This is a genomic window from Mediterraneibacter hominis, assembly GCF_014287475.1.
Lineage (GTDB): Bacteria > Bacillota > Clostridia > Lachnospirales > Lachnospiraceae > Mediterraneibacter > Mediterraneibacter hominis.
The window spans coordinates 1,813,701-1,831,926 of sequence record NZ_JACOPF010000001.1 but is presented as its reverse complement, the minus strand read 5'-3'; the positions used below and the strand labels follow the sequence as shown (position 1 = coordinate 1,831,926).

Genomic DNA, 18,226 nt, shown 5'->3' with positions numbered 1-18,226 from the left:
GATAAGATGATGAAAATGATGAGAGCGCAAGTTTTGACAGAACCATATAATTTTGATTTAAAAGAAGTGCCGATTCCAGAGATTACAGATGATGAAGTGTTGGTAAAAGTAAAATACTGCGGAATCTGTGGTTCTGACTGGGGATCCTATACAGGAAAATATGCGGATGAGGTAGCGTGTATTCCGCTGACAACAGGGCATGAAGTATATGGAACGATTGAGGAGGTCGGAAAAAATGCAAAAGGGTTAAAAGTAGGTGACAGAGTTACATATGATATTTGTAAACCGTGCGGAACCTGTTACCACTGTCGAATTGGAGAGCCACTTTTGTGTCAGGATTTTAAGCAAATAGGAATTCATATGGATGGGGGATTTGCAGAATATGTAAAAGTACCGTGGAAAAATATTTATCTTGTACCAGATGAGGTTTCCGATGAAAAGGCAGCATTTGTAGAACCACTTACTGCCTGCTTAAATGCTTCCAGGAAGATGGACTGCGTTATGGGAAGAAGCGTTGTTGTAATCGGAGCAGGGCTCGGAATCATGCATGCACAGCTTGCAAAATTGCGTGGAGCAGCGCCCGTCATCGTGATTGACGCTAATGCGGATCGTTTAAAAATGGCAAAAGAGGTTGTTGCGGATTATACAATCAATGTAAAAGAGGTAGATCCGATTGAAGAAGTTATGCGTTTGACAAACGGAGTCGGAGCCGATTTTGTACTGGAGGCAGTAGGAAGCTCAAAAACATATGAACAGGCATTTAAGATGATAAGAAGAGGCGGCAAGGTAGAAGCATTCGGCATCTGTGCGGATGATGATTACGCAAGCCTTCCACCGGTATCCTTTGTATTGGAGGAGAAAAAAGTCAGTGGAAGCTGTGCGGGAATCGGATATGACTGGGGAGATGCACTTACACTTTTGAAATATAATCGTGTAGATCCAATGCCATTGATTTCTATGATTGTACCATTAGAAGAGTTGGAAGATGCTTTAAAAGAAATACGCAAAAATCCTAAATTAATAAAAGTTTTAGTAAGCCCGCTCGTAACAGAGCGTACGGTCCTCTACGAATAAAACAGGGAATAGACTGGAGGAATTAAAGTGGGTAAAGAAACTGCAAATATAGCTGGGAAATCCAGCGTTATAAAGAGAATATTAAGGAATCCGATAAGCGGACCATACATTGCATTAATTTTGTTATTTATTATTTCTTCTATCGCGTCGCCGGAGATATTTCCGACCTTTTCCAATGTGGCGAATATCTTAAGACAGGCATCTGTTATGGGAATGGTCAGCATTGGGATGACGGTTGTTTTGCTGGTTGCGGGTATCGACTTGTCGGTTACATATATTATGGCGATCTGCGCTTGTGTTATGGCAAATATGATGGAGAAAAGCGCAGCGGCAGGAAATAATGGAATGGCGATAGGTGCATTGATCTTCGTTCTTTTGATTGGATGCCTTGTAGGACTGGTAAATGGCAGTATTATCGTACTGCGCGGAGCAGAACCTTTTATCATTACCTTGGGTACTGGTCAAGTAATTAAGGGAATCACTTATATTTATACCAAAGGAGCTCCGGGCGGGACTGTTACAGAGTTTTGGAAAAATTTTGGCTCGGAATCTTTTCTGAATTTGATACCCTATGCAGTACTGCTGTATGCGGTTATGATGGTTGTGTTTATGATACTGCTGCACAAGACAGTATATGGTCGGCACATATATGCAATCGGAAGCAATGAAGAAGCGGCAAGGCTGACAGGCATAAAAGTAAAAATTAATAAAATTATAGCATACGTATTGTGCGGATTTACCGCGGCATTGGCAGGGGTTATGCTGCTTGCCAGAGTTCGTGTAGGAGAGCCAAATGGAAGCTCTGGATATGACATGGATGCGATTGCGGCGGTTGTTATTGGCGGAACAGCTATGTCAGGAGGTCGCGGAAACCTGGCGGGCACCTTGGCCGGTGTTTTGATTATGGCAATCATGAATAACATTCTGAATCTAGTAGGAGCGGATCCGAATCTCCAGATTGTCATCAAAGGCTTGATTATCCTGGTAGCTGTCTTGATTCAGCGTAAAGATGATTAATGCTTTAGGAAAAGGAGAGTGACGGTATGAGTGAATATGCATTGGAGATGCAAAACATTACAAAAACGTTCTCGAAAGTAATCGCGCTGAATCAAGTGAATTTGAAAGTGCGTCCGGGAGAAATTCACGCATTGATCGGCGAAAACGGAGCAGGCAAATCTACTTTGATGAAAGTATTATCAGGAGTATATAAACCGGATGACGGGAAGATTTTGCTGAACGGTAAGGAAGTGGCGATGCACAATCCTAAGGACGCGATAAAAAAAGGTGTGGCAATCATTTATCAGGAACTAAGCCTGGTTCCGGAATTGAACGCGATACAGAACCTAATGTTAGGCCAGGAAAAAAATACCTGTGGATTTATTAAAGGAAAAGAAGAAAATCAATTCGCAAAAAGTTATCTGGATTATGTAAGTCATGGGGCGATTGACAGCTATACAGTACCGGTCAAACATTTAAGTGTAGCGCAGCAACAGATGATAGATATTGCAAAAGCGTTGTCCTATAATTCTAAGATTATCGTTATGGATGAGCCGACAGACAGCCTGACAAACAGGGAAATAGAAATTTTATTTGAGTGTGTGAGAAAGTTAAAGGAAGACGGCATTACAGTGATTTACATTTCACATCGTCTGGAAGAATTGTTTGCGCTGTGTGACAGAGTGACGGTACTCAGAGATGGACAATATGTGGCGGATGAGAATATCGCAGATATTGATAAGGATTGGCTTATCAGTAAAATGATAGGCAGGGACTTAAAGGATACTTTTCCGCCGCGTCATAGAAGTGACAGCCGAGAAGTCGTATTGGAAGTAGAAGGGCTTACCGGAGAATGGTTTCGGGACATTTCCTTTAAACTTAAAAAAGGAGAAATATTAGGATTGACCGGTTTGGTTGGCGCTGGGCGTACGGAGGTGCTGCGGACTATTTTCGGGGCAGATAAAGCAAAAAGCGGTACGGTAAAAATATGCGGGGAAAAAGTAGATATTCACCATCCAAGTAAGGCACTGAAATATGGACTTGGATTTGCAACAGAGGATAGGAAGGCCCAAGGATTGTTTTTGAATCAGAGTATTGAGAAAAACATTACAATGGCATCTTTGAACAAAATTTCCAAGGCCGGATTTCTAAACAAACCAAAAGAAATAAATATGTCGGCCTCATATTTTAAGAGCTTGAATGTAGCTGCCCCGGATACGAAAAAGTTGTGTAAATATCTTTCAGGTGGAAATCAGCAAAAAGTAGTTCTGGCGAAATGGCTTGCCTCAGAGTGTAAAATTTTGTTTTTAGATGAACCGACAAGAGGAATTGACGTAGGCGCAAAATATGAAATTTATCAGCTTATGGATCAGCTTGTGCAGCAGGGTGTAAGTATCGTCATGATATCGTCCGAGATGCCGGAAGTTATGGGGGTTGCGGATCGCGTTGTGGTGATGCATGAAGGAAACATGACGGGAGAAGTTATGCAGAAGGAATTTACAGAAGAAGGGATTATGAAGCTGGCAAGCGGAGAAAGAAAAATCGGATAAATTATACAGAACAAAAAATAGAAAGCATAAGGAGAAAAAAGATGGGATATAAAGAGACATTATTAAGTCCTATAAAAATAGGAAATAAGGAATGTGTAAACCGCTTCTTTGCGCAGCCGATGGAATGTGTGGATTCAGACGAAGAAGGAAACCCGTCTGATTTAACATATCAGCGATATGAAAATCTTTATAAAGGTGGTTTTGGGCTAGTTGACTTAGAAGCAATTACAGTTACAAATGAGAGCCGTGCGCGAAAGACGCAGCTTGAGATAATGCCGAGAAACGAAAAGGCGTTGGAAAGATTTATCAGGAAATTGAAAGAAGTAAATCCTCATACATTGATTGTGTTTCAACTTACACACTCTGGAGAAATAAGTGAACCAGATTTTTCTAGAAGGGTATGTGTAAAGCCTATGTATGGCTTGGGCGGCGATCTTCTTTCAGAAGAAGAAGTGGAACATATAATGGATCAATTTGTTTTAGCTTCTAAAATAGCTCAGGCAGTCGGGGCAGATGGGATCGACATGAAATTATGTCACGGATATCTGGGTTCTCAAATTATTCGTCCATTTAATGACAGAGACTGGAAATATGGCGGTTCCTGGGAAAGAAGATCTGCTTTTGCTTATGACCTGATGGAACGGATCCAAAAGGGAGTAAATGATAAAGACTTCCTGATTGGTTCAAAGATGTCCATGTGGGAGGGGCATCCAGGTGGATTTGGTTCTGCTGGACCGGAATCTCCGCTTATGGATATGACAGAGCCTTTAGATTTAATTAAAGGACTGGAAGAAAGAGGAGCGAGCTATTTTATAGAGTCGCTCGGGAATGTACATAGTGCAATGAATTATATGGAGGCACTGAAGGACGCACCGGAACTGTCCTATTTGCATATTTATTTTGCGAATATGATGAAGAAAGTGTTAAAACCAGAAACCGTTGTCATTGGTTCTCATTTCTCACCATTTAGGGGGAAAAAGAACAAGCTGTTGTCAGTAGACCCGGAAAAATCTTCTCTGTTTGCAATGGGCGCACATTGTATCGAAGAAGGCATGATGGATATGGTAGGCTTGGGAAGACAATCGTTTGCAGATCCGTTTACACCAGCAAAACTTGCGGAGGGCAGGGAAGACGAAATTCATTATTGTACACAATGTATGAATTGTGAAGAACTAATGATACGGCAACAGCCGGTGGGATGTGTAGCATATAATAGGCCCTATGCGCAGCGCCTGGTTGAAACAAGGAAGAAATATGGAAAATTAACAGAATTACATACTTGATATTCAAAATAGACATAGGCCTGAAAGAATGTGTTTAAACTGGCAGAAAGTTATGCTTGATTTGTATTTTTTAGATGGGAAATTTCTTACTGGCTGTAAGGAATATGAACCATAAATTTATTGTAGTAGAAAGGTGATAGATAAAGATGGAAGAAATAAGGAAAGATGTGTTGAGTAAAAGCGATATTGCCTATATGATGGATCCAAGTGTCCTGAAACTAGATACGACACTGGAAGATGTAGAGGCAATGGTAGAGCTGTGTAAAAAATATAACTGTGGGAGCTGCTTTTGCTGGCCGTGTTACTATCCGCAGCTAGTAGAACTTTTAAAAGGGACAAACACGAAGTTTGGCACATCCCTTGCGTTTCCTTCTGGACAGGAGGCAACGGAGACAAAGGTACAGATGGCAGAATATTTTATGACAATGAAACCGGCAGAAAATGATATGGTAATGAATGTGGGCTGGCTGAAATCTGGAAAATATGATCTGGTACTAGAAGATATTAAAGCAGTGAGAAAGGCCACAGAAGGAACATCCCTTAAAGTGATTATCGAAGCTATGCTTTTAACAGACGATGAAATCAGAAAGGCATGTGAACTGGTTATTGAAGGCGGTGCTGATTATGTAAAGACAGGAACAGGATTTTCAGCAGCACCTTCGACTCTGCATCATGTAAAAGTGATTAAAGACTGCGTTGGTGATAGAGTAAAGATCAAGGTCGCAGGAGGTGTGAGAAGTCTTGACACGTTGCTGAAAATGTATAAATTAGGGGCATGCAGATTTGGAATTGGGTGTAAATCAGCAGAAAAGATTCTCGCGGAAGCAGATGAACTTGGAGGAGATATCAATATAAATGATATTGTAATTGATGAATCTGAATTATAAAATAGATATTGACATTTTCTATCATACAGTGTAAAGTTCCTATTGAACCAAATAAAATGAAATAGTGTAAACTTTCTCTTATTCAGAGCAGTGGAGACACAAAGGGTCTGGGAAGCTGCGGCAACCCCTTCGTATTAAGGAAGGTGCCAACCTGAGCGAGTAATCGAACAATAAGAGGATTGTTATGAAATATCGACAGTCCGCTTTTGGCGGACTGTTTTCGTTTGGCACAGGCAGGTCATGTCTGGTATGTTTAAAAGAGCTAAAGAAACTGCCTGTATCCAGAGGAAAGCAGGATGCGCAAAAGAGAAAGTGCAGAAAGGAGCTGTATATGGAAAAATTATTGTTTACATCTGAATCAGTGACGGAAGGGCATCCGGACAAAATGTGCGACCAGATTTCAGATGCGATTCTGGACGCGTTGATGGAGCAGGATCCAATGAGCCGCGTGGCGTGCGAAACATGCTGTACGACAGGTATGGTGATGGTGATGGGAGAGATTACAACAAATGCGTATGTAGATATTCCCAAAATTGTGAGAGATACAGTGCGTGAAATCGGCTATACGAGAGGGAAATATGGCTTTGATGCGGATACCTGCGGCGTCATCACTACGATTGACGAGCAGTCGGCGGACATTGCCCTCGGAGTAGACAAAGCGTTGGAGGCAAAAGAGCATACAATGGCGGAGGATGACATTGAGGCAATCGGCGCCGGAGATCAAGGAATGATGTTTGGCTATGCCTCCGATGAGACAGAAGAATATATGCCTTATCCGATAGCGATGGCGCATAAGCTGGCCCGACAGCTTACCAAAGTGCGCAAAGACGGAACCCTGCCGTATCTGCGTCCGGATGGAAAGACCCAGGTGACAGTGGAGTATGAGGAGGATGGAACTCCAAAGCGTCTGGAAGCGGTAGTTCTTTCTACACAGCACGATCCGGATGTGACACAGGAACAAATTCACGAAGATATTAAAAAATATGTATTTGATGCGATTATTCCGGAAAATATGATAGATAAGGATACAAAGTTTTTTATCAATCCAACGGGAAGATTCGTGATTGGAGGGCCACACGGAGACAGCGGATTGACGGGGAGGAAAATTATTGTAGACACATACGGAGGAATGGCAAGTCACGGTGGCGGAGCGTTCTCTGGAAAAGACTGTACGAAAGTAGATCGGTCCGCAGCGTATGCGGCGCGGTATGCGGCGAAAAATATCGTGGCAGCAGGCCTGGCAAAGAAATGTGAGATACAGCTATCCTATGCAATCGGGGTGGCACAGCCGACTTCTGTGATGGTGAATACATTTGGAACTGGAACTGTGCCGGACAGAGATCTGGTAAAACTTGTGAGGGAAAATTTTGATCTTCGTCCGGCAGGCATTATTAAAATGCTGGATTTACGCCGGCCGATTTATAGACAGACAGCTGCCTATGGACATTTCGGCAGAAATGACTTGCAGCTGCCATGGGAAAAACTGGATAAGGCAGACGCACTGAAAAGATATATCAAGGAAATTTAACGTAACAGTTCAGCCATACAGTTTGCGGGAAGCATAAAACATGCCTGCATGTTTTTGCGAGCGTACATCTGTATGAGCTTAAGCGCCCAGCAATGAGTAAAACGGTGGCGGCAGCCACGATAAGCACGTAGTGCGGTTTTGCGAATGGCGCGGGCTGAACTGTTACAATTTAACCAACCGGCGTTTTATGAATATTGAATTTGGCACATCTGGTATGCTATACTAAACACGTTATATAGTGAAAGCAGGTGCAGATTTCGAAAAGCAGGCACCTTACCGGCGCCTGCTTTTTACTTATAGTATACCCTAAAGGGCATACCGTAATTTATTCCCTCCGGGATGGCGGGCTTTGCCCGATAAGGTATGGGAAACTTTGTTCCCTATACTATACAATAAAGCCCTTCGGTGAATGTGTACTGCAAGTGGAAAATGGCTGCTAATGCAGTCGCTGCGGCGAGGGAAAGGAGCCGGATATGAAATTAAAGACGAAACTGATTATTGCGTTTATGACGGTGATGATACTTCCTACTATTTTTACAACCGTTGCAATGTATACATTTGCGCCGCGCAAGGTAAATGAAATACAACAGGTGTATCTGCTGATTGTTTTTCTGACGGCGGCGCTTCTTATCTACTGGATTTATCGTACGGTGTCGGTGCCTTTGGCAAAGCTTCAAAAGGCAGCGAGAAATATAAAAGAAGGAAACTTAGACTTCGAGATTAAAAGGGAAGCGGACGACGAGATTGGACAGCTTTGCCAGGACTTTGAGGAGATGCGGCTGCGGCTGAAGGCGAATGCTGAAGAAAAGGTGGCGTATGACAGAGAAAACAAAGAATTAATCAGCAATATTTCCCATGATCTGAAAACACCGATTACGGCGATTAAGGGATATGTGGAAGGAATTATGGATGGAGTGGCAGATACGCCGGAAAAAATGGACAGATACATCAAAACCATATATAATAAAGCGAATGAGATGGATCTGCTGATCAACGAGCTGACGTTGTATTCTAAGATAGATACGAACCGTATTCCATATAATTTTACAACGATTTCAGCAGAAAATTATTTTGGAGACTGCGCTGAGGATTTACACATGGAATTGGAGGCAAAAGGGGTGGAGTTCACATACCGTAATTATGTGGAGGTGGATTCTAAAGTGATTGTAGATCCGGAGCAGCTTAGGCGGGTCATCAACAACATCGTCTCAAATTCCCTGAAGTATATGGATAAACCAAAGGGAAAGATTACAATGAATTTAAAGGATGTGGGAGACTTTATCCAGGTAGAACTTGGAGACAATGGAAAAGGGATAGCGGCAAAGGACTTGCCGTATATATTTGATCGATTTTATCGGACGGATGCATCTAGAAATTCGTCAAAGGGAGGAAGCGGAATCGGGCTTTCTATTGTCAAAAAGATTGTAGAAGAGCATGGCGGAAACATCTGGGCGACCAGTGAAGAGGGCATTGGAACGACTATGTATTTTGTAGTAAGAAAATATCAGGAGGTACCGATGGATGAGTAAACGCATTTTGATTGTGGAAGATGAGGAAAGCATTGCAGAGTTGGAAAGGGACTATCTCGAATTAAGTGGTTTCGAGGTAGAGGTTGCGACGGATGGAGAAGGAGGACTGAAAAAAGGGCTGGAAGAAGATTTTGACCTTATTATTTTAGACTTAATGCTTCCGGGGGTAGATGGATTCGAAATCTGTCGTCAGGTACGTGACCAAAAGAATACACCGATTATCATGGTTTCGGCCAAAAAAGATGACATCGATAAAATCCGTGGACTGGGTCTTGGGGCGGACGACTATATGACAAAGCCGTTTAGTCCTAGTGAACTTGTGGCGCGTGTAAAAGCGCATCTTGCAAGATACGAGCGTCTTATCGGAAGTAATGTAGAAGAAAACGAGATTATTGAAATCCGGGGGCTTAAAATTGATACGACAGCGCGGCGTGTATGGGTGAATGAGGAGGAACGTAACTTTACGACAAAAGAGTTTGATCTTCTTACTTTCCTTGCAAAACATCCGAATCATGTGTATACAAAAGAAGAACTGTTTCGGGAAATATGGGATATGGAATCAATTGGGGATATTGCAACGGTAACTGTGCATATTAAGAAAATCAGGGAAAAGATTGAGTATGATACCTCACATCCACAGTATATTGAGACGATCTGGGGCGTGGGATACAGATTTAAGGTATAATGGACGGAAGGAAATACAGCGATACGAAATACGGAAAGCAAAAACGAAGTATCAGAAAACTAAGATTTACTACCATGCAGAAAGTCGCGCTGGGATTTTTCGGGGTTATTTTTCTCGGTGGGGTTTTATTATGGCTGCCAATCTGTAATCAGAGGCCTGTCGCATTCTTTGATTCTTTGTTTACATCGGTTTCCGCAGTGTGTGTGACAGGGCTTGTGACAGTGATTCCGGCAGAACAGTTTACTCTGCTGGGAAAAATCATTTTAATGCTTTTGATTCAGATTGGCGGGTTGGGGGTCATTGCGTGTACAATGGCATTTTTTCTTGCACTTAGAAGAAAAATTACCATGAAAGACCGGGTGATGATACAGCAGGCATACGGGCTGGATACGCTGACAGGACTTGTGCGGTTTGTAATTCGAATTTTAAAAGGAACACTTTTGGTGGAAGGAATCGGAGCTATCTTGTTCTCTATAAAATTTGTGCCGGAATACGGGCTGTATAGAGGAATTGGCTATGGGATTTTCCACGCTATATCTGCATTCTGCAACGCGGGAATCGATATATTAGGGAACAACAGTTTTATAGATTATGTTAGTTCGCCACTTATGAACTTTACGACAATGTTTTTGATCGTCATGGGCGGTTTGGGCTTCCCAGTATGGCATAATATTCGAGTAAATACGCAGAAAGTATGGAGAGGAAAGGAGCCAAAAGGCAGACTGTGGAGCAGACTGGGACTTCAGAGCAAGATCGTGCTGTCTATGACGGCAGCGCTGATTCTCCTGGGTACCGTTGGATTTTTTCTTTTAGAGTATAATAATCCGGAAACGATGAAGGAGTTTAGTGCAGGGCAGAAGCTTATGGCGTCTGCTTTTCAGTCTGTCACAACTAGAACCGCCGGGTTTGCCGCTGTGCCGCAGTCCGAGCTTACGGAAGGTTCCAGGCTTTTGGGGTGTATTTTGATGTTTATCGGCGGTTCTCCGGCAGGGACAGCAGGCGGTGTCAAGACGACAACGATGGCGATGCTGCTTTTGACAGCGCTGTCTGTATTGCGGGGAAGAAAAGATACAGAGTGCTTTGGAAGAAAAGTAGATGATACGATCGTAAGATCTGGAATCACGATCACGTTGGTGACATTTTTATTCTGGCTGATAGGAATTGTGGTGATTACGGTATTGGAGTCGGGCAGAGATTATCTGAATATCATGTATGAAGCGACATCAGCGATCGGAACAGTGGGACTGTCTGCGGATCTGACGCCTTCACTTACGAGGGGAAGCCAGGTAGTGCTGATGATGCTGATGTATATCGGCAGAATAGGGCCGATGACAATGGCTCTGGTTTTTGCAGGGAAGGCAAGGGCAGGCGCGCAATTTAGAGAGCTGCCGGAAAAACGGATTATGTTAGGATAGGAGTATAGAAAGTATGAAGAAGCAATTTGCAGTGTTTGGGCTGGGCAGCTTTGGCTGGAGTGTTGCCTTGACGCTGGAAAGCCTCGGGTGTGATGTTTTGGTGGTGGATAAGTCTTATGAGAAAATACAGGAAATTTCCGATCAGGTGTCCTATGCTATGAAGGCAGACGTGTCGGATCCGGAGGCAATGCAGGCGCTGGGAGGCCGAAATCTGGATGGGGCAGTGGTTGCTGTATCAGAGAGCTTGGAGGCAAGTATCATGGCAACGATGCTCAGCAAGGAGATGGGTATCCCATATGTTTTGGCAAAAGCGAAGGACAGGCTGCAAGGGACGATTCTGGAGAAGGTCGGTGCGGATTCTGTCGTCTATCCGGAGCGGGAGATGGGAAGCCGGGTGGCGAAAAATCTTGTATCCGGTACGTTTTCTGATTGGATCGAGCTTTCCTCAGAATACAGTATGGCAGAAACAGTGATCCCGGCAAAATGGGCAGGAAGAAGCCTTTCTGAATTGAAGATCAGAGAAAAATATGGAATTAATGTAGTTGGAATTATTCAAGATGAGAAGGTGAATGTGATGTTCGATCCACAGGAGCCTCTCCCTGTAGATGGCATCTTGATCGTAATAGGAGCAAATTCTGTATTGGAAAAATTCCATACAGAATGATGTTAAAATAACAAAAAAGAGCGATGGATCAAATGCAGACAACTGTAAATGAACAAGGAGACAAAAAGGACAGTGATAATCACAAGTACAGGAAATCAAAGAGTAAAAGATCTGGTACAGCTTCAGAAAAAGAGCAGGATACGGAACAAAGAAGGTGTTTTTATCGCGGAAGGGCTTCGGATTGTGCGTGAAATGTCAGCAGAACGTATAAAAAGCCTGTATGTGTCGGAGAGCTGGTGGAAAAAACATAAAAAAGAGACAGACGGATTGGGAAAGAAAGCAGAGATTCTTTCAGATGCGGTGTTTGCCTATGTCTCTGACACAAAAACACCACAGGGCATACTGGCAGTTGTACGTCAGATGGAATATGGATTTGCAGATATTACGGGGGAAAAGAAACAGAAAAAGGCACATATCCTTGTACTGGATAATCTACAAGATCCAGGAAATCTGGGCACGATTTTTAGAACCGCAGAGGCTGCCGGTGCGACAGGTATCTTGCTGAGCAGCGACTGTGTGGATATATATAATCCAAAAGTGATTCGCTCTACGATGGGAGCCATCTGTAGAATTCCTTTTTATTATGCAGAAGATTTGTGTGCAGAGATTGCAAAGATAAAGGAGAAGAAGATACATGTATATGCCGCCCACTTAAATGGAAGGCGTTTCTATGATGAGGAAGACTATACAAAGCCTTGTGCGTTTCTGATCGGAAATGAAGGAAACGGATTGAGAAAGGAAGTAGAGGACTGTGCGGACTGCCAAGTGCGGATTCCGATGGAAGGGAAGGCAGAGTCACTGAATGCGGCAGTTGCCGCAGCAGTCCTGATGTTTGAGACAGGAAGACAGAGAAGAAAGGAAAGAAAATGTTAGATAAAAATATTTTAAAGTCGCAGACGGAGTTGGTTATCTTTGATATGGATGGGTTAATGCTTGACACAGAACGCTATTTTTATCTTGGCATAGAAGAGGCATTTTCCAGAGAAAATATACAGGTCAATATGGAAGAATATAAAAAAACACTTGGAACTGTAAATAAAGTGGAAATGCAGAAGTTCAACCAAAGTGCATATGCAGATGAAGAGATAGATAAGATGAAGGAAGATGTGGTTGCCCGTCTCCGTGAAAAGCTATGTCAGGATGGAGCTCCGGTGAAAAAGGGCCTCAAGGAACTGCTGGATGCATTGAGAGCAAGAGCGATAAAACGAGTAGTTGCGACGTCAACTCCGCGGGTATGGGCAGAGAAATATCTTGCGTCGGCAGAAATAGAAAAAGAATTTGCATATATCGTCACAGGAGAAGAAGTAAGAGCTGGGAAACCTCAGCCGGATATTTTCTTAAAAGCGGCAGAAAAAGCAGGTGTCGCACCGGAGAAGTGCCTGATATTGGAAGATTCTTATGCAGGTGGTCTGGCAGCGAAACGTGCGGGTATACCGTATATTATCGTACCGGATATCAATCCTCCTTCAAAAGAGATTAAAGGCAGCGCTCTTTTTGTGGCGGAGTCATTGTGTGAGGTGGCTGCATTATTCAAATAAATAAAAAAGCACAAGGGAAAACCATGCTTTTGTGGTCGCCCTTGTGCATAACAGATATATTGGGTACTGCTTGCGGAATGAGAAAGCCGGCAGCACGAAAAGATATTGTGATATGTAGAAGGCTAAATATTTCGTGCCACTTCGTATCCTTCCCAAATAGCATTGCGGATATTACGTACCTGTTTTGCGTCTCCCAGCAGATAGATATGTGCATAGTCAAACTGACAATCATCAAATACCGGCTTTATAGAACGATAACCGATCGACAAGATCGTTTGATCACAGGATAATGTTTTAACTTCGCCGTTTTTATCTGTTACTGTAATACCGTCTTGCGTTACCTCAGATAAATAAGCGTCCCGAATGATTTTTACATTGTTGTAAGCTAACAGATCACGCAGCATCCATTCATTCATCGGAGGGAGCATTGGACCAGACTTCAAGATATCCGATAATCCTTCTACAATAGTGACATTCTTTCCCTGCATAGCGAGATGAAGTGCGGTTTCACAGCCTACCAGCCCGCCGCCGACAAGGATCACGTTTTCTTTTGCAGGAACCTTTCCCGTTAAAATATCCTGAGCCAAAACAGCATTTTCAACACCGTGTACATTTGGAATAATCGGTACAGAGCCTTCTGCTGCGTAAATTACGTCAGGCTGTATTGCGTCGACGGCATCCTTATCAGCCTCTGTATTGGTAAGGACTTCAACGCCGAGACGCTTCAATTCCTGCTCATACCAAGCTACGAGATTTAAGTCATCTTTTTTGAAACTTGGAATACCCCCAATAATCAGAGCGCCGCCGATTCGGTCTTTTTTCTCAAATAGAGTGACCTTATGACCGCGCAGGGCGCTGACTCTGGCTGCTTCCATTCCGGCCGGTCCGCCTCCGATAACGACAACCCTTTTGGATTCAGCAGCTTTGGAAATTCCTTCGATTGTTTCACGTCCACATTCGGGATTCACCGCGCAGCTTCCCATACCATGCTCCAAAAGACGACCGAAACAGCCGTCGTGACATCCAAGGCAAGGACGGATCCTTTCTTCATGTCCTTCTCTTAGTTTATTGATATATTCTGGATCAGTCAACAAAGGTCTTCCGAGACCGACACCGTCAATGATGCCTTCCTGTAAAGCCTTTGCAGCCATGATTGGATCGTCCATCCGTCCTGCTACTATGACAGGAACTTTTGCAACTTCTTTCAGCCTTTTCGCCAAAGGCAGGTACATGCCCTTATTGAAATACATAGGCGGATGCGCCCAATACCAGGAATCATAGCTTCCGGCATCTGCGTCAAAGGCATCATAACCTGCTTCTTGGAGCATTTGTGCAACTGTCAGCGCCTCTTCGACGTCGCGCCCTTTTTCAGTAAATTCTTCACCAGGGAGCCCGCCTTGACGCAGCTCTTTAATATAACTCTTGATGGAAAAACGCAAAATAACGGGATAATCTTCACCGCAGCGTTTTTTAATTTCCTGAACAATCTCTATTGCAAAACGGAGACGATTTTCTAAAGAGCCGCCGTATTTATCATTTCTTTGGTTAAAGATGCTCATTGTAAAACAATCCAGTAAATATCCTTCGTGTACAGCGTGAACTTCAATACCGTCAAATCCGGATTGTTTTGCGACAGCCGTAGCATCTCCAAAACATTTTACGATATGCTCCACCTCTTCTGTTTTAAGTTCCCGGCAGATGATCCTTGGATCCCAACGATTGCTGATCTGGCTGGGAGCAACATAATCTTCTGCATTTCCCGGAAGAGTAGAACGTCCTGTACCTGCTGTGAGTTGAAGAAATATTTTAGCTCCAAAGGCATGACATTTATCTGTCATTTCTTTTGCTTTTTTGGTGTATTTGTCCGGCATTGTTGTAGGACAGGGAAACAGGCATTTTGCATGTGGTTCAACATCATTTTCAACCCAGTTTGCGCCGGTAATGATCAACCCCACCCCGCCTTTGGCTCTGCGGACAAAATATTCTACGCCTCGGTCTGTGTAACAGCCCTGTTCATCATTTTCTGCTAATGTTCCCATAGGAGCCATAAAGAATTTGTTTTTTATCTGGAGCTTTCCAATTAGCATTGGATTAAATAAAGGCTTTAATGCTTCATTCATACTTACTTTCTCCTTAATAAACCATATACTTGATCAGGGTATATGATATGTTTTAGGTTTGGTGTGAACGCGTTCACTGAACACGTTCATAATAACATAAAAGAAGCGTTCCTTCAAGCGATTTTTGACTTTTCACACGGATTCATGTATATTAAAAATACTTTAAAAAGAAAGAGGGATCATATAAAATGCCAAACCCTTTGCACATGCTTAAAGCACAATCTACAAAAGAGCAGATTTTAGTTTCCATCGAGAAGCTTGTACAGAAAAAATCTCTCGATAAAATAACGATCAGGGAAATATGTAAAGATGCTGATATTTCCATAGGGACGTTTTATTTATACTTTTCATGTAAAGAAGAATGTGTTTTAAATATATATCGGTCGGCTGATCAGGTGTTTCATAATCTGAAATTGTCAGAAGATGCAAGGAAAAATATATATGATATTGTTTATCATTTGTATGATATGGTTGATTTTGATAACATCTCGTTTACCAGACACATATATATGTGCCATCTTTCTTATTTTGACGATTATTTTTTCAGTGAGGAACGGGAGGTGTTCCAACTCTTAAAAAAGCAGATTCAGGCTATGGATTCAAGTTGTGATTGTGCAAAGCTCACATGGGAAATATTAGAGTTTTGCAGGGGCGCCATTTATAATTATAGTATCAATCCAAAGGAAAATGGGAGAATCTGGTTAAAGGAGACAGCGGAAAAGACAGTGGATTATCTGGAATTTCTCATCTGCCGGCAGTATGGAAGGAAGAAGAAATAGAGGTGTTTTGATTGTATTTTTATACAGATATATAGTATACTACCAACAGAGGTGAGGTTATGGAGCCATTATTGGATTTGACAAAGGAGTACGGGATTGTTTTAGACGGCGGGGGAGCACGCGGGGCCTATCAGATCGGAGCATGGAAGGCGTTGAAAGAAGCCGGAGTGAAAATCAATGCGGTGGCAGGCACTTCTGTAGGGGCGTTAAACGGTGCGCTTATCTGTATGGATGATATAGAAAATGCAGAAAAAATATGGAGTGAGATGACCTTCTCGAAAGTAATGGATGTGGATGACAGATGGATGGAGGAACTCTTCGCTGGAAAGCGGAAGATCGGGGATGTCATCTCAGAGGTATGGAGTACACTTTCAGAAGGCGGTGTGGACATCACCCCGCTTCGCCGTCTGATTCACGAGATGGTGGATGAGGAGAAGATACGACACTCTGGAAAAGAGTTCTGCTTGCTGACCTTCTCTCTTACAGATATGAAAGAGCTGGATTTGAGCATAGAAGATATTCCGGAAGGCATGCTGGAGGATTTCTTGTTGGCAAGCGCCTATCTGCTTGGCTTCAAGAACGAAAAGCTGCATGGCAAGCGGTATATCGACGGCGGAGTCGTCAACAATGTGCCGCTTCATTCTCTTGTAAAAAGAGGATATACGGATATTATTGAAATCCGGATCTACGGGCCGGGAAGAGTGCCCAGGGTGAAAATGCCAAAGGACAGCGAGGTCTATGAGATCGGGCCGAGGGTACGCTTAGGAAGCATTATAGAATTTGATGGGAAAAGGAGTCGGCAGAATTTAAAGATAGGATATTATGATGCCAAAAGGATGTTGTATGGTCTGGAAGGATTTATATATTATCTGGAACAGAACCATGAAGAAATATGGTATAATGAAAAAATGAGCAGCATTTCAGACAGAGAAAAGGCGGAAATGGCATTTGTGTTGAAGCTGCCGATTGGATTTACAGACAAAGAGCTGTACTTGGCTATGCTGGAGGCGAGCGCGAAGCTGCTGCGTGTGCCAAAGTATCAGATTTATACGGTAGATACGCTGGGCGGGATTGTAAAAGAGAGATATGAAGCGCTGGCGGATAAAGTGAATCTGCCGCGTTTTACACATGTATTTATAGATGTAGGAGAGGACAAAAAGATGAATTTAAAAGGAAGAAATTTTTTGACACTGAAGGACTTTACACAGGAGGAAATCACGTATCTGTTGGATCTGGCGGCTGATGTAAAAGAGAAAAAGAAAAACGGAATTCCAGTCGATCACTATAAAGGAAAGAATATCGCGCTGATTTTTGAAAAGACTAGTACGAGAACTCGCTGTGCTTTTGAAGTGGCGGCGCATGATATGGGAATGGGGACAACCTACCTGGATCCGTCAGGTTCTCAGATTGGGAAAAAAGAGAGTATCGAAGATACGGCGCGTGTGCTCGGACGGATGTACGACGGGATTGAATACCGCGGATTCGGTCAGGAGATTGTGGAGGAATTGGCAAAATATGCAGGAGTTCCGGTGTGGAACGGACTGACGAATGAGTACCATCCTACACAAATGCTGGCAGATCTTCTTACAATCCGTGAGAATTTCGGAACATTAAAAGGAATAAAGCTGGTTTATATGGGAGATGCCAGATTTAATATGGGTAATTCTCTTATGATCGCCTGTGCGAAGATGGGGATGCACTTTGTGGCATGTACGACAAAAAAATATTTCCCGAATGAGGAGCTGGTAAACCTGTGCAGAGGATATGCAAAGGAAAGTGGAGCTACCATTACATTGACAGAGGATGTGCAAGCCGGGACAAGGGATGCGGATGTGATCTATACGGATGTCTGGGTGTCCATGGGAGAGCCGGATGAAGTGTGGGAGGAACGTATTCGTGAACTGGCGCCGTACAAAGTCACGATGGAAGTTATGGAAAATGCAAAGGAGGAAGCGATTTTCCTGCACTGCCTGCCTGCCTTCCACGACTTAAAGACAAAAATCGGAAAAGAAATGGGAGAACGCTTCGGTATTCAAGATATGGAAGTGACGGACGAGGTATTTGAGTCGGAAAAATCAAAAGTGTTTGATGAAGCGGAAAATCGTATGCACACCATCAAGGCAGTGATGATGGCTACATTGTAAGAAATAAGAAGATTGCAAAGCCAGGGTGAGAACT

General features: G+C 43.1%; 15 protein-coding genes and 1 riboswitch. Of the genes, 14 read left to right on the top strand and 1 reads right to left on the bottom strand.

The genetic code is table 11. The features are described 5' to 3' along the window. The first annotated feature begins 6 nt into the window (after positions 1-6). The 12 genes from H8S37_RS08920 (at position 7) to H8S37_RS08865 (ending at position 13,149) form a co-directional block, all read left to right on the top strand. Complete coding sequence (locus H8S37_RS08920; protein WP_243207097.1) at positions 7-1,074, top strand: zinc-dependent alcohol dehydrogenase; 1,068 nt, start codon at positions 7-9, stop codon at positions 1,072-1,074. A gap of 27 nt (positions 1,075-1,101) precedes the next feature. Then, positions 1,102-2,091: an ABC transporter permease gene (locus H8S37_RS08915; protein WP_186875619.1), complete on the top strand. Its 990-nt coding sequence runs from the start codon at positions 1,102-1,104 to the stop codon at positions 2,089-2,091. Positions 2,092-2,117: 26 nt separating this feature from the next. Continuing rightward, a complete protein-coding gene (locus H8S37_RS08910; RefSeq protein WP_186875618.1) occupies positions 2,118-3,620 on the top strand; it encodes a sugar ABC transporter ATP-binding protein in 1,503 nt (500 codons plus the stop codon). A gap of 41 nt (positions 3,621-3,661) precedes the next feature. Next, positions 3,662-4,903 carry an oxidoreductase gene (locus H8S37_RS08905; protein WP_186875617.1) on the top strand — a complete coding sequence of 414 codons (1,242 nt, stop codon included), beginning with the start codon at positions 3,662-3,664 and terminating at the stop codon, positions 4,901-4,903. Between the two features lie 146 nt (positions 4,904-5,049). Then, entirely contained in the window at positions 5,050-5,790 is a 741-nt protein-coding gene (deoC, locus tag H8S37_RS08900) for a deoxyribose-phosphate aldolase (protein WP_186875616.1), read from the top strand. A gap of 75 nt (positions 5,791-5,865) precedes the next feature. Continuing rightward, positions 5,866-5,967: riboswitch (SAM riboswitch) on the top strand. 154 nt (positions 5,968-6,121) lie between these two features. Next, entirely contained in the window at positions 6,122-7,318 is a 1,197-nt protein-coding gene (gene metK, locus H8S37_RS08895; protein ID WP_186875811.1) for a methionine adenosyltransferase, read from the top strand. Positions 7,319-7,791: 473 nt separating this feature from the next. Next, positions 7,792-8,847 (top strand): sensor histidine kinase, encoded by a 1,056-nt coding sequence (locus tag H8S37_RS08890; protein ID WP_186875615.1) that lies wholly within the window; start codon positions 7,792-7,794, stop codon positions 8,845-8,847. After that, on the top strand, positions 8,840-9,532 hold the full coding sequence (locus H8S37_RS08885; RefSeq protein WP_186875614.1) for a response regulator transcription factor: 693 nt from the start codon (positions 8,840-8,842) through the stop codon (positions 9,530-9,532). Before H8S37_RS08890 ends, H8S37_RS08885 begins: the two co-directional genes overlap by 8 nt. Continuing rightward, entirely contained in the window at positions 9,532-10,947 is a 1,416-nt protein-coding gene (locus H8S37_RS08880; protein WP_243207096.1) for a TrkH family potassium uptake protein, read from the top strand. Before H8S37_RS08885 ends, H8S37_RS08880 begins: the two co-directional genes overlap by 1 nt. 13 nt (positions 10,948-10,960) lie before the next feature. Next, complete coding sequence (locus H8S37_RS08875; RefSeq protein ID WP_186875613.1) at positions 10,961-11,611, top strand: potassium channel family protein; 651 nt, start codon at positions 10,961-10,963, stop codon at positions 11,609-11,611. A 75-nt stretch (positions 11,612-11,686) separates the two neighbouring features. Next, a complete protein-coding gene (locus H8S37_RS08870; RefSeq protein ID WP_186875809.1) occupies positions 11,687-12,484 on the top strand; it encodes a TrmH family RNA methyltransferase in 798 nt (265 codons plus the stop codon). Continuing rightward, a complete protein-coding gene (locus tag H8S37_RS08865; RefSeq protein WP_186875612.1) occupies positions 12,478-13,149 on the top strand; it encodes an HAD family hydrolase in 672 nt (223 codons plus the stop codon). The genes H8S37_RS08870 and H8S37_RS08865 overlap by 7 nt, the downstream gene beginning before the upstream one ends. A 122-nt stretch (positions 13,150-13,271) precedes the next feature. On the opposite strand, the gene H8S37_RS08860 is transcribed toward H8S37_RS08865, so the two are convergent. Next, a complete protein-coding gene (locus H8S37_RS08860; protein ID WP_186875611.1) occupies positions 13,272-15,269 on the bottom strand; it encodes an oxidoreductase in 1,998 nt (665 codons plus the stop codon). Positions 15,270-15,457: 188 nt separating this feature from the next. On the opposite strand from H8S37_RS08860, the gene H8S37_RS08855 reads away from it, so the two are divergent. Beyond that, positions 15,458-16,048, top strand: coding sequence for a TetR/AcrR family transcriptional regulator (locus tag H8S37_RS08855; protein ID WP_186875610.1), 591 nt, complete (start codon positions 15,458-15,460; stop codon positions 16,046-16,048). 59 nt (positions 16,049-16,107) lie between these two features. Beyond that, positions 16,108-18,192, top strand: coding sequence for an ornithine carbamoyltransferase (argF, locus tag H8S37_RS17635; protein ID WP_186875609.1), 2,085 nt, complete (start codon positions 16,108-16,110; stop codon positions 18,190-18,192). Positions 18,193-18,226 lie beyond the last annotated feature (34 nt).

What these genes read in the sequence shown, in the direction of transcription:
- H8S37_RS08865 (WP_186875612.1), top strand. Translation starts at nt 12,478, where the DNA reads ATGTTAGATAAAAATATTTTAAAGTCGCAGACGGAGTTGGTTATCTTT.
- H8S37_RS08860 (WP_186875611.1), bottom strand. Translation starts at nt 15,269, where the DNA reads ATGAATGAAGCATTAAAGCCTTTATTTAATCCAATGCTAATTGGAAAG.
- H8S37_RS08910 (WP_186875618.1), top strand. Translation starts at nt 2,118, where the DNA reads ATGAGTGAATATGCATTGGAGATGCAAAACATTACAAAAACGTTCTCG.
- H8S37_RS08885 (WP_186875614.1), top strand. Translation starts at nt 8,840, where the DNA reads ATGAGTAAACGCATTTTGATTGTGGAAGATGAGGAAAGCATTGCAGAG.
- H8S37_RS08875 (WP_186875613.1), top strand. Translation starts at nt 10,961, where the DNA reads ATGAAGAAGCAATTTGCAGTGTTTGGGCTGGGCAGCTTTGGCTGGAGT.
- H8S37_RS08890 (WP_186875615.1), top strand. Translation starts at nt 7,792, where the DNA reads ATGAAATTAAAGACGAAACTGATTATTGCGTTTATGACGGTGATGATA.
- H8S37_RS08905 (WP_186875617.1), top strand. Translation starts at nt 3,662, where the DNA reads ATGGGATATAAAGAGACATTATTAAGTCCTATAAAAATAGGAAATAAG.
- H8S37_RS08920 (WP_243207097.1), top strand. Translation starts at nt 7, where the DNA reads ATGATGAAAATGATGAGAGCGCAAGTTTTGACAGAACCATATAATTTT.
- metK (WP_186875811.1), top strand. Translation starts at nt 6,122, where the DNA reads ATGGAAAAATTATTGTTTACATCTGAATCAGTGACGGAAGGGCATCCG.
- H8S37_RS08855 (WP_186875610.1), top strand. Translation starts at nt 15,458, where the DNA reads ATGCCAAACCCTTTGCACATGCTTAAAGCACAATCTACAAAAGAGCAG.
- H8S37_RS08880 (WP_243207096.1), top strand. Translation starts at nt 9,532, where the DNA reads ATGGACGGAAGGAAATACAGCGATACGAAATACGGAAAGCAAAAACGA.
- argF (WP_186875609.1), top strand. Translation starts at nt 16,108, where the DNA reads ATGGAGCCATTATTGGATTTGACAAAGGAGTACGGGATTGTTTTAGAC.
- deoC (WP_186875616.1), top strand. Translation starts at nt 5,050, where the DNA reads ATGGAAGAAATAAGGAAAGATGTGTTGAGTAAAAGCGATATTGCCTAT.